This is a genomic window from Actinoplanes hulinensis (genome assembly GCF_019429605.1).
Lineage (GTDB): Bacteria > Actinomycetota > Actinomycetes > Mycobacteriales > Micromonosporaceae > Actinoplanes > Actinoplanes campanulatus.
In genome coordinates this window covers 397,865-410,391 of sequence record NZ_JAHXZI010000002.1, presented here as the reverse complement: position 1 = coordinate 410,391, position 12,527 = coordinate 397,865, and the positions used below count along the sequence as shown (strand labels likewise).

Annotated in this window: 10 protein-coding genes; 9 read left to right on the top strand and 1 reads right to left on the bottom strand. The window is 71.2% G+C overall.

From position 1 onward, the window contains the following. Positions 1–4 precede the first annotated feature (4 nt). The 7 genes from KZ829_RS05700 (at position 5) to KZ829_RS05670 (ending at position 9,387) form a co-directional block, all read left to right on the top strand. Positions 5–1,762, top strand: coding sequence for an alpha/beta hydrolase family protein (locus KZ829_RS05700; RefSeq protein WP_308285352.1), 1,758 nt, complete (start codon positions 5–7; stop codon positions 1,760–1,762). A 32-nt stretch (positions 1,763–1,794) separates the two neighbouring features. Then, a complete protein-coding gene (locus tag KZ829_RS05695; RefSeq protein WP_220142762.1) occupies positions 1,795–3,231 on the top strand; it encodes a TldD/PmbA family protein in 1,437 nt (478 codons plus the stop codon). Between the two features lie 73 nt (positions 3,232–3,304). Continuing rightward, complete coding sequence (locus tag KZ829_RS05690) at positions 3,305–4,762, top strand: TldD/PmbA family protein (RefSeq protein ID WP_220142761.1); 1,458 nt, start codon at positions 3,305–3,307, stop codon at positions 4,760–4,762. Positions 4,763–4,956: 194 nt separating this feature from the next. Continuing rightward, positions 4,957–5,748 carry a succinate dehydrogenase subunit SdhC gene (sdhC, locus tag KZ829_RS05685; RefSeq protein WP_220142760.1) on the top strand — a complete coding sequence of 264 codons (792 nt, stop codon included), beginning with the start codon at positions 4,957–4,959 and terminating at the stop codon, positions 5,746–5,748. Positions 5,749–5,815: 67 nt separating this feature from the next. After that, on the top strand, positions 5,816–7,711 hold the full coding sequence (locus tag KZ829_RS05680; protein WP_220142759.1) for a fumarate reductase/succinate dehydrogenase flavoprotein subunit: 1,896 nt from the start codon (positions 5,816–5,818) through the stop codon (positions 7,709–7,711). Continuing rightward, entirely contained in the window at positions 7,708–8,724 is a 1,017-nt protein-coding gene (locus KZ829_RS05675) for a succinate dehydrogenase/fumarate reductase iron-sulfur subunit (protein WP_220142758.1), read from the top strand. The genes KZ829_RS05680 and KZ829_RS05675 overlap by 4 nt, the downstream gene beginning before the upstream one ends. Positions 8,725–8,817: 93 nt before the next feature. Beyond that, positions 8,818–9,387, top strand: a complete 570-nt coding sequence (locus tag KZ829_RS05670) for a GNAT family N-acetyltransferase (protein ID WP_220142757.1) — start codon at positions 8,818–8,820, stop codon at positions 9,385–9,387. Between the two features lie 55 nt (positions 9,388–9,442). On the opposite strand, the gene KZ829_RS05665 is transcribed toward KZ829_RS05670, so the two are convergent. Next, positions 9,443–10,186 (bottom strand): TetR/AcrR family transcriptional regulator, encoded by a 744-nt coding sequence (locus KZ829_RS05665; protein WP_220142756.1) that lies wholly within the window; start codon positions 10,184–10,186, stop codon positions 9,443–9,445. Between the two features lie 89 nt (positions 10,187–10,275). Here KZ829_RS05665 and KZ829_RS05660 point away from each other — a divergent pair, with 89 nt between their 5' ends. Together KZ829_RS05660 and KZ829_RS05655 are read left to right on the top strand one after the other, a co-directional pair. Further along, positions 10,276–11,841, top strand: a complete 1,566-nt coding sequence (locus tag KZ829_RS05660) for an MFS transporter (RefSeq protein WP_220142755.1) — start codon at positions 10,276–10,278, stop codon at positions 11,839–11,841. Positions 11,842–11,850: 9 nt separating this feature from the next. Further along, complete coding sequence (locus KZ829_RS05655; RefSeq protein WP_220142754.1) at positions 11,851–12,489, top strand: alpha-ketoglutarate-dependent dioxygenase AlkB; 639 nt, start codon at positions 11,851–11,853, stop codon at positions 12,487–12,489. The last annotated feature ends 38 nt before the right edge of the window (positions 12,490–12,527 follow it).

The following is a 12,527-nucleotide window of genomic DNA, read 5'->3' as shown; positions in this document are numbered from 1 at the left end:
AAACGTGGAGTACCCGTACGCCGTGACCGTCGGTGCCGACGGCGCCCGAGTCGTGTTCCTCCGATCCGCCGAGTTGTGGCTGCTGGACGTGGCCTCCGGGACGGAACGCCGGGTCGCCGAGGGGCCGGTCGGCTCGTACGCGGCGGATCGCGACGCCCGTACCGCCGCGATCGTGCGCGACGGTGAGCTGTTCCGCGCCGACCTGATCGGGGACACGGTCACCCCGGTGCCGACCGCCGGGCCCGCCCACGACGCCCGGCCCGACCCGCAGGGCCTGCGGATCGGCTACGTCACCGACCTCACCGGCGCGGCGTCGCTGCACGTCACCGGGCCGGAGGGGGACTGGCTGCTGGCCGGTGAGCCGGGCAACGCGTGGCGGGAGCACGGCGGCACCATCGCCTGGGGTGTGCCCGGCCCGGCGTCGGCCGAGTTCGGGCGGAACCGGGGCTGGTGGTGGTCGCCGGACGGGACCCAGATCCTGGCGGTGCGCAGTGCCCGTGCCGCCAGCCTGCACCTGCTCGACCTGGACTACGGGTGGGTGGACGTGCACTGGGACCGGGAGACCTACCCGTACCTGGCCCAGGTGCGCTGGTTCGGCGGCGGCCCGCTGATCACCGTGCTGCGCCGGACGCAGCAGCACGGGCTGATCCTCTCGATCGACCCGCGCACCGGGGAGACCCAGGTGCACGCGGAACTGGCCGACGCCCGCTGGGTGGAACCCATCCCGGGCACCCCGCGCCACCTGCCGGACGGCCGGGTGCTGGTCGGCGGCGAACTGGCCCACGACGGCTTCGACGCCCGCTGCCTGTTCGCCGACGGCAGCCTGCTCACCCCGCCCGGGCTCTACGTACGGCGGGTCGCCGGGACGCTGCCGCACGACGGCGGGCCGGCCGGGGCGCCGGACCTGATCGTCGAGGGCAGCCTCGGGGATCCGGCGGTCCGCGAGGTGTTCCGGGTCCGCACGTCGCTGGGCAGCGGCGGGCCGGAGGTGAGCCGGGTGGCCGTGCTGGGCGGCGCGGACCGGGTCACCGTGGGCGGGGACGTGCTGGTCGTCGGGGCACAGGTGTGGCGCGGGGACCGGCGGGTGGCGACGTTGCGCACGCCGGGGCCGCACCTGCCGTACCGCCCGGATCCGGCTCTGGAGCGGGTCACCGACCGGCGGTTGCCGGCCGCCGTGCTGTATCCCACCGGCTTCGTGGCCGGGTCCCGGCTTCCGGTCCTGGTCACCCTGGGCGAGGGGCCCGGGCATCAGCAGGTGGTCGCGGACCGCGCGGCCTGGCAGGAGCGCCGCCGCTGGGCCGACTCCGGCTTCGCCGTCGTCAGCATCGATTCCCGGGGTACGCCGGGGGTGGCGCCCAGTTTCGAGAAGGCGGTGCACCGCAGGCTCGCCGAGGTGATCCTCGCCGACCAGGCCGACGGCCTGCGCGCGCTGCACGGCAAGCACCCGGACCTGGACCTGAGCCGGGTCGCGGTGCGCGGGCACGGGCTGGGCGGCTGGCTGGCCGCGCTGGCCGTGCTGCGCCGCCCCGAGGTGTTCCACCGCGCGGTGGCCCGGGAGCCGGTCACCGACTGGGCCGACCTGCCGGTCCCGGTGGCCGAGCGCTACCTGGGCGACCGGTCCGACTCCGCCGAGGTCTACGCCCAGCACGCCCTGGGCGGCGCCTCCCCGGACGTGCTGCTGGTCGGCGCGGAGCTGCCGGGCTTCCGGTCGGTCCCGGACGCCGGTTTCGACGAGGAGCGCGCCTTCCTGCTGGACCACTGAAAGTGTCGCACCCGGCACATAGGGTCGGGTTCATGAGCCACTTCGATGAGGCGGATGCGGCGGTGCAGGCAGCACTCGACGCCGGCGCCCGATATGCCGACGCACGCGTCATGGTGCGACGGACCGAGGCCATGTCGGCACGTGACGGCGATGTGGAGGATCTGAGCTTCGACGAGAGCGCCGGCCTGGGCGTCCGTGCTCTGGTCGGGTCGAGCTGGGGTTTCTATGCCGTCCCGGATCTGTCCGGGCCCTCCGCCCGCGCGGCCGGCGAGCGCGCCGCGCGGATCGCCGCGGCCGGCGCCCTGGTCCGCGGGCCGGCCGCCGAGCTGACACCGGCTCAGCCGGTCACGGCGAGCTGGGCCGCCGACTGCGTGATCGACCCGCTCGGCGTCCCGCTGTCCGACAAGGGTGACCTGCTGGTCCGGGCCACCGCCGCGGCGAGGGCGGCGGGCGCCGACGTGGCCGAGGCCAACTACGCGATCTGGGACACCCGCAAGTGGTTCGCCTCCAGCGAGGGCCACCGCATCGACCAGCACATCCGGGAGTGCGGCGCGGGCGTCACGGCGATCGCGATCGGTGACGGCGAGGTGCAGCGGCGGTCCTGGCCGTCGCACCGCGGCCAGTTCGGCACCCGCGGGTGGGAGCTGGTCGAGGAGCTCGACCTGGTGGGCAACGCGCCCCGGATGGCCGAGGAGGCGCGGGCGCTGCTGACCGCGCCGCTCTGCCCGGCCGGCGAGACCACCCTGGTGCTCGGCGGCGAGCAACTGGCCCTCCAGATCCACGAGTCGGTGGGGCACGCCATCGAGCTGGACCGGATCCTCGGCTGGGAGGCGGCCTTCGCCGGCACCAGCTGGCTGGATCTGAGCCGGCTCGGCTCGCTGCGCTACGGCTCCGAGCTGATGAACATCACGATCGACCCCACCTTCCCCGGCGCGCTGGGCAGTTTCGGCTTCGACGACGAGGGCACCCCGGCCGCCAAGCGGCACGCGGTTCGCGACGGTGTCTGGGTGGGTGTGCTGGCCGGGCGGGATTCGGCGGCGGTCGCCGGGCTGGACTACGCGGGCAGCGTCCGCTCCGACGGCTGGGCCCGGCTGCCCATGGTGCGCATGACGAATGTCGGGCTGGAGCCCGGTCCGCACACCCTCGACGAGATCATCGCGGCCACCGGCGACGGCGTGTTCATGGACGTCAACCGCTCCTGGTCGATCGACGACCGGCGGCTGAACTTCCAGTTCGGGTGCGAGATCGGCTACGAGATCAAGAACGGGAGGCTGGGGCGGATGCTGCGCAATCCGACCTATACCGGGATCGGACCCCGGTTCTGGCAGTCGATGGACATGCTCTCCAGCGAGACCGTCGCCTGGGGCACACCCAACTGCGGCAAGGGGCAGCCCGGCCAGATCGGCCACACCGGGCATCCGGCGGCGCCGGCCCGGTTCACTGACGTCCGGGTGGGGGTGCGCGCATGAGCGAGCTTGCGAGTGAATCATCAGGCTCAGTCTTGAACTCATGGCGACGCCGGAGCGAAGCGGAGGTGGCGCCATGAGCGAGTTCCACTTCTCCCCCGGGGCCGGGCTGGAGCTCGCCGCCCGGATCATCGAGCTGGTCCGGGAAGTGGCCGGGCGCGGCTGCGAGGCCGAGGTCAACGTGCGGCACGAGGCCGAGGCGCTGACCCGGTTCGCCAACTCGGCGATCCATCAGAACGTGGCCTCGGCCACCACCGGGGTCCGGCTGCGCCTGCACACCGACGGGCGGACAGCCGGTGGCTCCACCACCCTGACCAGCGCCGACGGGCTGCGCGCCCTGGTCGAGCGGACCCTCGCGGCGGCCCGGGTGAGCCCGGCCGACCGGTCCTGGCCGGGCCTCGCCCCGCCGGCCCCGCTGTGGCTGTCGCCCGGCCACCCCGGCTCGGACGAGTGGTCCGGGTTCCCCTTCGGTTTCGACGAGGCGACCGCCCGGGCCGATCCGGCCGAGCGCGCCGGCCGGGTCCGCGACTTCGTCGACGCGGCCGGCGGCCTGGAGACGGCCGGCTACTGCCGGACACTGGCGGTGTCGGCCGCCTTCGCCAACACCGCCGCGCAGGCCGTCGAGGGGCGGACCGCGGAGGCCGCGATGGACGGCATCGCCCGCGCGGACGGCGCGGACGGGGTGGCCCGGCTGGCCTCCGCCCGGCTCGCCGACCTGGACGGTGCGGTGCTCGGCGCACGCGCCGCCGCCAAGGCCCGCGCCGCCCGCAATCCGGTCGAGCTGCCCCCGGGCGAGTACGAGGTGGTCCTCGAACCGGACGCGGTCTCCGACCTGCTGGAGAACCTCGCGGTCTTCGGCTTCGACGGCAGGGCGCACCACCAGCAGCAGAGCTTCGCCGAGCTGGGCAAGGAGCAGTTCGACCCGTCGGTGACCATCGTGGACGAGCCGCTCGGCGGCCGCGAGGAGCCGGCCGCCGACCTGCCGTTCGACGACGAGGGCACGCCCCGGCGCACGCTGGTGCTGGTGCGCGACGGGGTGACCACGGCGGTGACCCATGACCGCACCTCGGCCGCGCGGGCGGGCGCCGAGTCGACCGGGCACGCGTCGCCGGCGTCCCGCTCGTGGGGGCCGCACGCCACGCACCTCCGCATGGAGGCGGAGCCCCTTTCCGGTCACGGCCCGTCAGCCGGTGGCCCGGAGTCGATCGCCGATTCGGCCCGGCCGCTGGTCGCCCGGATGCGCCGGGGCCTGCTGGTGACCGATCTTTGGTATACGCGGGTCCTCGACCCGAAGACTCTCGTGATCACCGGGCTGACCCGTAACGGCGTCTGGCTCGTTGAGGACGGTGAGATCACCGCGCCGGTGAGCAATCTTCGTTTCACCCAGTCCTACCCGCAGGCGCTGGCCCCGGGCCGGGTGCTGGGGATCGGGCCGTCGACGGTGCTGTTGCCGGAGCGGTGGGGCCGGTCGCGGTACGGCGCTCCCGCCCTGCACCTGGCGACGTGGAACGTGACGGGGAACGCCTCCGGATAGATCCATTAACTTATCGGTTCCGATCTCTGCGATCCGGGATGGCGTTTTTGTGACCCGCCCCGCACAAGATGCCGGACCTTGGGCGTAACGTGTGCCCCACATCACCGTCGCGGAGCGACGGCGGAGTGGGGCACCACTGTGTCCGTCCACCGTCGCCCCGCGACCCTGCACACGGCACTGTCCAGGGAGATGGAATGACGACGACGGCAACGCGGCCGGGCGGCGGCGAGGAACGCGCGGCGATCTCCGCGCGCACCCTGCGCACCGACCGGTGGTGGCTCGCGCCGCTGGTGACCTTTATCGGACTCGGGGCGTGGGTCACCTACGCGACCGTCCGGGTTTTCATGCACAAGTGGTTCTGGGTGGAGGAGTTCCACTACCTCACACCCTTCTACTCACCGTGTCTGACCGACCGGTGCGGTGACGCGGCGATGTTCGGCACCCCGCTGCCGAACTTCTTCCTCATCCCGGAGGCGGCGTTCACTCTGCCGTTCCTGCTGCTCTTCCGGTTGACCTGCTACTACTACCGGAAGGCCTACTACCGGGCGTTCTGGTTGTCGCCGCCGGCCTGCGCCGTGCCGGACGGGCACAAGAGCTACTCCGGCGAGACCCGGTTCCCGCTGATCTTCCAGAACGCGCACCGGTACGCGTTCTACGCCGCCGTGATCATCTCGGTGATCAACACGTGGGACGCGGTCCTGGCGCAGAGCACCGGGCTCGGGCTGGGCAACGTGATCCTCTGGGTCAACGTGATCATGCTGTGGGCGTACACATTGTCCTGCCACTCCTGTCGGCACATCGCCGGTGGCCGGCTCAAGCACTTCTCGAAGCATCCGGTGCGCTACCGCTTCTGGACCTTCGTCTCCAAGCTCAACACCCGGCACATGCAGCTGGCCTGGATCACGCTCGGCACCCTGGCGCTGACCGACTTCTACATCATGGGTCTCGCCGCCGAGTGGTTCTCCGACCTGCGCATCATCAACTGAAGGGCCCCCCAATGAGCGAGCTTGCGAGCGAATCGTCGCGTAGCCGGAGCGCGGCGGAGGCGAAGCGATGAGCAGCACGATCGAACGACACCTGTACGACGTCGTCGTGATCGGCGCCGGTGGTGCCGGACTCCGCGCGGCGATCGAGGCCCGGCTCGCCGGGAAACGTACCGCGATCATCTCGAAGTCGCTGTTCGGCAAGGCCCACACGGTGATGGCCGAAGGTGGCGCCGCCGCCGCGATGGGCAACGTCAACTCGAACGACAACTGGATGGTCCACTTCCGCGACACCATGCGCGGCGGCAAGTTCCTGAACAACTTCCGGATGGCCGAGCTGCACGCCAAGGAGGCCCCGGAGCGGATCTGGGAGCTGGAGACGTACGGCGCGCTCTTCGACCGTACGAAAGACGGAAAGATCTCACAGCGGAACTTCGGCGGCCACGAGTACCCGCGCCTCGCCCACGTCGGCGACCGCACCGGCCTGGAGCTGATCCGCACCCTGCAACAGAAGATCGTCTCGCTCCAGCAGGAGGACTTCGCCGAGACCGGCAGCTACGAGTCCCGCATCCGGGTCTTCCAGGAGACCACGATCACCGAGCTGATGCTGGACGGCGACCGGGTGGCCGGGGCGTTCGGCTACTACCGCGAGTCCGGGGATTTCCTGCTCTTCGAGACGCCGGCCGTGGTGCTGGCCACCGGCGGTGTGGGCCGCAGCTACAAGGTCACGTCGAACTCATGGGAGTACACGGGCGACGGCCACGCGCTGGCCCTGCGCTCCGGGGCGACGCTGATCAACATGGAGTTCCTCCAGTTCCACCCGACCGGCATGGTCTGGCCGCCCAGCGTGAAGGGCATCCTGGTCACCGAGTCGGTCCGGGGCGACGGCGGGGTGCTGCGCAACTCCGACGGCAAGCGGTTCATGTTCGACTACGTCCCCGACGTCTTCCGCAAGCAGTACGCGGAGACCGAGGAGGAGGGCGACCGCTGGTACGAGGACCCCGACAACAACCGCCGCCCACCGGAGCTGCTGCCCCGTGACGAGGTGGCCCGGGCCATCAACAGCGAGGTCAAGGCGGGCCGGGGCAGCCCGGCCGGCGGCGTCTTCCTGGACGTGTCCACCCGGCTGCCGGCCGAGCAGATCATCAAGCGGCTTCCGTCGATGCATCACCAGTTCAAGGAGCTGGCGGACGTCGACATCACCAAGGAGCCGATGGAGGTCGGGCCGACCTGTCACTACGTGATGGGCGGGGTCGAGGTCGATCCGGACACCGGCGCGGCCTTCGGCACGGTTCAGGGGCTGTTCGCGGCCGGCGAGGTGTCCGGGGGCATGCACGGGTCCAACCGGCTGGGCGGCAATTCGCTCTCCGACCTGCTGGTCTTCGGCAAGCGGGCGGGTGAGCACGCCTCCGCCTATGTGGACACTCTCGGCGTACGCCCGAAGCCCGCGAAGATCGACGTGGCCGCCGCGGCCGAGGTGGCGCTCGCCCCGCTGGCCCGCGCCGGCGGGGAGAACCCGTACACGTTGCAGCAGGACCTCCAGGCGGTGATGGGCGATCTGGTCGGCATCATCCGCCGTGCGGGCGAGCTGACCGACGCGATCAAGCGTCTCCAGGAGCTGAAGGCCCGGGTGGCGAACGTGAGCGCCGACGGCGGCCGGCTCTACAACCCCGGCTGGCACCTGGCCCTCGACCTGCGCAACATGCTGGTCGTCTCGGAGTGCACGGCCAAGGCGGCGCTGGAGCGGGAGGAGTCGCGGGGCGGCCACACCCGCGAGGACTTCCCGAAGATGAGCCCGGAGTGGCGGCGCGTGAACCTGGTCTGCTCGCTCGACGAGGCCGGCGAGGTGCACCTGGAACGCAAGCCGGTCCCGCGGATGCGGGCCGAGCTGATCGACCTGTTCGACCGCAGTGAGCTGGCCAAATACATGACCGATGAGGAACTCGCCGAGGTGGAGGCAGAGTGAAACGCCACTTTCGTGTCTGGCGCGGCGACGCATCCGGCGGCGACCTGCGCGACTTCGACGTCGAGGTGAACGAGGGCGAGGTCGTCCTCGACATCATCCACCGGCTGCAGGCCACCCAGGCGCCCGATCTGGCCTGCCGGTGGAACTGCAAGGCCGGCAAGTGCGGCTCCTGCTCGATGGAGATCAACGGCATGCCGCGGCTCGGCTGCATGACCCGGATGTCGACGTTCACCGAGGACGAGACCATCACGATCACCCCGATCCGGACCTTCCCGGTGATCCGCGACCTGGTCACGGACGTCTCCTTCAACTACGAGAAGGCGCGGGAGACGCCCGCGTTCGCCCCGCCGCCCGGTGTCGCCCCCGGCGACTACCGGATGCAGCAGGTCGACGTGGAGCGCAGCCAGGAGTTCCGGAAGTGCATCGAGTGCTTCCTCTGCCAGAACACCTGCCACGTGATCCGCGACCACGACGAGAACAAGCCGGCCTTCTCCGGCCCGCGCTTCTTCATCCGGGCCGCCGAGCTGGACATGCACCCGCTCGACGCGCTTGAGGACCGCAAGGAGTACGCGCAGGCCAGCCAGGGTCTCGGCTACTGCAACATCACCAAGTGCTGCACCGAGGTCTGCCCCGAACACATCAAGATCACCGACAACGCGATCATCCCGATGAAGGAGCGCGTGGTCGACCGCCGCTACGACCCCCTGGTCTGGCTGGGCCGCAAGATCTTCCGCCGCGACGAGCTCGAATCGGCGTCCGGTAATCCGCATCCGGCCAAGCCGCCGACGTTCAACCCATCGACGGCCAAGCCGCCGACGGTCAATCCGCCGATGTCCAGCGCCCGCCTCCCGCAGACCGCGCCGGTCGGCCCCGACGGCCACATGGACATCGCCGAGCTCGTCGCCCCGCAGCAGGGCGGCCTCTCGCCCTTCGGCGAGGACCTCGAGTTCCCGCTCCCGCCGGAGCAGATCGCCTACCACCACCCCGAACCGAACAAAACCCCCGACCATTGACCGGCGCGAGCGAGGCGGCGGGCTCCCCCTCGCCGTCTCGCTCCAACCCCTTCCCGGTACGACCGGAGCACCGCCCTCGCCTAGAGTCGCTGGGTGCCTCTTCTCACCACGCCCGCGCTTCCGTCGGGTTCGCTGTCCACGGCGGCGCAGCCCGTCATCGACGGTGAAGGGTTGCGGCTTCGGCCGTGGCGGGAGACCGACGTGGACGCGGTCGTGGCGGGTTTCGCCGACCCGGCGATCCAGCGATGGCACTGCCGGAGCCTGAGCCAGGACGAGGCGCTCGAATGGATCGCGCAGTGGCCGCTCCGCTGGCGGGCGGAGACGGACGCGGGTTGGGCGATCGTCGAGAACGAGCAGGTCGTGGGCCAGACCGGCCTGCGGCACATCAGCCTCACCGAGGGTCTCGGGCACGTCTCGTACTGGGTGCTCCCGTCAGCCCGCGGACAGCGGATCGCACCCCGCGCCCTGACCGCCTTGACCCGGTGGAGCATCGGCGAGCTCGGCCTGCACCGCCTGGAACTGAGCCACTCCACCCACAACGCCGCCTCCTGCCAGGTCGCCCAGCGGTCCGGCTACCTCCTGGAGGGCACCAAACGCGGCGAGGCCCGCCATGCCGACGGCTGGCACGACATGCATCTGCACGCCCGCCTGGCCACCGACTGATCCCACCCGGCTCGCTGGCGCCGGTTTCGCTCCTGTCCCCTTCCGGAACTGGCGGCTAGGCGGCTGAGGTGTCGCCGATGCTGTTGGCCCGCCAGAGTTCGAGGCCGTCGAGGATCCGCTCCAGGCCGAAGGCGTAGCTCTGGTCCCAGACCTGGTCCGGGTCCATCTCGGTGACCCCGTTCTCCTGCCGCCAGCGCGCGTAGTCGGGGTAGTCGCCGGCGGTCTTCTCCATGAACGGCTCCAACTGCTCGCGGATCTCGGCCGCCGACTGCCCGGCTCGCTGGACCGCGGCGACGACCGCGGCCTCGGTGGTGGCCGCGCCGATCACGTGCGCGGTGATCAGCGAGTGCACGTGCGACAGGGCGGGCCCGGTAAACCCGGCCGCCAGGAGCAGGGCGACGCTGCGGTTGCCCATCCGCATCACGTTGGGCCCGATGGTGGGCCGCACACCGAGCAGCCCGATCACCCAGGTATGACGCAGCAGCATGGCCCGCATGCCATTGGCCATCACCGACACGCCCACCCGCCACGGGGTGTCCCCCGGCTCCGGCACGTAGATCTCTCCCATCACCTGATCGACGGCCAGTTCGAGCAGGTCGTCCTTGTTCGCCACGTGCCAGTAGAGCGAGGTGGCGCCGGAACCGAGGCGGGCGCCGAGCCGGCGCATGCTCAGGCCGGCCGCTCCCTCCGCGTCGAGGAGCTCGATCGCCGCGCGCACGATCTGCTCCCGGCTGAGGGTCGGCTGACCGGTGCGCGGGCGGGCCGGGCGGGTCCACACCGAGTCGGTGAATTCGGGCATGAGGTCATCATAAAGTGACTCGCACAGTGTTCGAGTCGACTGGTACGGTGTTCGAGTCCAACCGAACATCGTACGAGAGAGGCGTGTCCATGCCCGACCGTCACCCCCGCCGCTGGCTGATCCTGGGCGTGCTCTGCCTGAGCCTGCTCGTGGCCGTCGTGGACAACATGGTGCTCAACATCGCCATCCCGGCCCTGATCCGCGACCTCGGCGCGAGCACCGCGGACATTCAGTGGATCATCGACGCCTACATCCTGGTCTTCGCCGGCGCACTGCTCACCGCGGGCAGCCTCTCCGACCGGCATGGTCGCCGCCTCGGTCTCGTCACCGGCCTCGCGATCTTCGGTGGGGCATCCGCGCTGGCCACCGTCTGCCAGACCCCCGGCCAGCTGATCGCGGTCCGTGGCCTGATGGGGCTGGGCGCCGCCTTCCTCATGCCGGGCACCCTGGCCATCCTCACCACGGTTTTCGCGGAGGACGAGCGCAAGAAGGCGATCGCGATCTGGAGCTCCGTGCTGATGCTCGGCGCGATCGGCGGCCCGACCCTGGGCGGCTTCTTCCTGGAGCACTTCTGGTGGGGCTCGGTCTTTCTGCTGAACATCCCGATCGTGGTGCTCGGCATCGTGGCCGCGGTGCTGATCATCCCGGAGTCCAGGGGCCCGGCCACCCGGCCCGACACGCTCGGCGCCCTGCTCTCCACCATCGGCATGACCGCCCTGGTCTGGGGCGTGATCTCCGCACCCGAGCACGGCTGGCAGTCGGCACGCACCGTCGGCGGTTTCCTCATCGCCCTGGTCGCGCTGACCGGATTCATCCTCTGGGAGCGCCGGGTCGCCGAGCCGATGCTGCCGCTGTCGCTCTTCGGGGACCGCAATTTCCGGGGCGCCAGCCTGTCGCTCGTGCTGCTCTCCTTCTCCGCCGGTGGTGTGATGCTGGCGATCACGCAATACCTCCAGTTCGTCCTCGGATACGAGCCACTGCGGGCGGGCTCGGCCTTCATCCCGATGATCGTGACGACGATGGCCTTCAACGGTGTCGGCGTGGTGGTGGACAAGCGGTTCGGCGCGCGGGTTGCGCTGGCGGCCGGTCTGCTGCTGGTCGCCGGCGGCTTCGCGATCCTCTCGTCGCTCGACCCGGACGATGGGTATCTGAAGCTCGCCGCGGCCCTGGTCGTCATCGGCATGGGCAGTGGTGTGGCGGCGCCGGCCGCGGTGGGAACGCTGCTCGGCGCGCTTCCGCCGGAGCGGGCCGGGGTCGGCTCGGCGGTCAACGACACGGTCCAGCAGGTGGGCACGGCGCTGAGCGTGGCGATTCTGGGAAGTGTGCTGACCACGGCATATCGCGCGTCGATGCCGGCGGACGTCACCGGGCCGGCGCGGGACTCGCTCGGTGAAGCGCTCGGGGTGGCGGTGGCGACCGGAGACACGGGCCTGGCCGAGGCCGCCCGTGCCGCTTTCGTGGACGCCATCGCGGTCACCTCTCTCATCGGCGTGGTGGGCGGGATCGCCGCGGCGGTCCTGGCCGCCACGGTGTTGCGCCCGAAGCCTGCCACGGACGGGGCGGAGACCGGCCCGTTGTCCACAGAAGGCGAAGCGGGGAATCCGTTGTCCACAGGCTCGGAGATGAAGGCCGCCGGAATCGAACGCCAGTACTAACATGGCGGCATGACCAGCGCCTACCAGCCTTCGATGCTCGATCTGCTGTCCGGGCCGGCTGAGGTCCGGGTCGGGTCACTGACCGGCCGCCTCACCCGCCGCCACCTCACCGCGGGCGCCTGGGTGGACATCCTGCCCGGCTGGTTGCCCGGCTCCGACGCCGTCTTCGAGACGCTGCTCGGCATCGACTGGCGCGCCGAGCGCCGCCGGATGTATGACGACGTCGTCGACGTCCCACGGCTCCTCCGCTGGTTCTCGGCGGAGGAGCCGCTGCCACATCCCGCTCTGACCGCCGCCCGCGCCGAGCTGAACCGGCACTACGCCGATGAGCTCGGCGAGGAGTTCATGACCGCCGGGATGTGTCTCTACCGCGACGGGCGTGACAGCGTGGCCTGGCACGGCGACACCATCGGCCGCTCCGCCACGCAGGACACGATGGTCGCGATCGTCTCGGTCGGCTCCCCACGGAATCTCCTGCTGCGGCCACGCGCCGGCGGGCACGACACGCTGCGGCTGCCCCTCGGTCACGGCGATCTGATCGTGATGGGCGGCTCCTGTCAGCGCACCTGGGAGCACGCCGTGCCCAAGACCGCGAAGGCCGCCGGACCCCGGATCAGCGTGCAGTTCCGCCCCGCCGGCGTGGCCTGAGGTAACAGGGTCATCGCAAGTGGTTGACGAGTCCGCCG

What these genes read in the sequence shown, in the direction of transcription:
- KZ829_RS05695 (WP_220142762.1), top strand. Translation starts at nt 1,795, where the DNA reads ATGAGCCACTTCGATGAGGCGGATGCGGCGGTGCAGGCAGCACTCGAC.
- KZ829_RS05690 (WP_220142761.1), top strand. Translation starts at nt 3,305, where the DNA reads ATGAGCGAGTTCCACTTCTCCCCCGGGGCCGGGCTGGAGCTCGCCGCC.
- sdhC (WP_220142760.1), top strand. Translation starts at nt 4,957, where the DNA reads ATGACGACGACGGCAACGCGGCCGGGCGGCGGCGAGGAACGCGCGGCG.
- KZ829_RS05680 (WP_220142759.1), top strand. Translation starts at nt 5,816, where the DNA reads ATGAGCAGCACGATCGAACGACACCTGTACGACGTCGTCGTGATCGGC.
- KZ829_RS05665 (WP_220142756.1), bottom strand. Translation starts at nt 10,186, where the DNA reads ATGCCCGAATTCACCGACTCGGTGTGGACCCGCCCGGCCCGCCCGCGC.
- KZ829_RS05660 (WP_220142755.1), top strand. Translation starts at nt 10,276, where the DNA reads ATGCCCGACCGTCACCCCCGCCGCTGGCTGATCCTGGGCGTGCTCTGC.
- KZ829_RS05655 (WP_220142754.1), top strand. Translation starts at nt 11,851, where the DNA reads ATGACCAGCGCCTACCAGCCTTCGATGCTCGATCTGCTGTCCGGGCCG.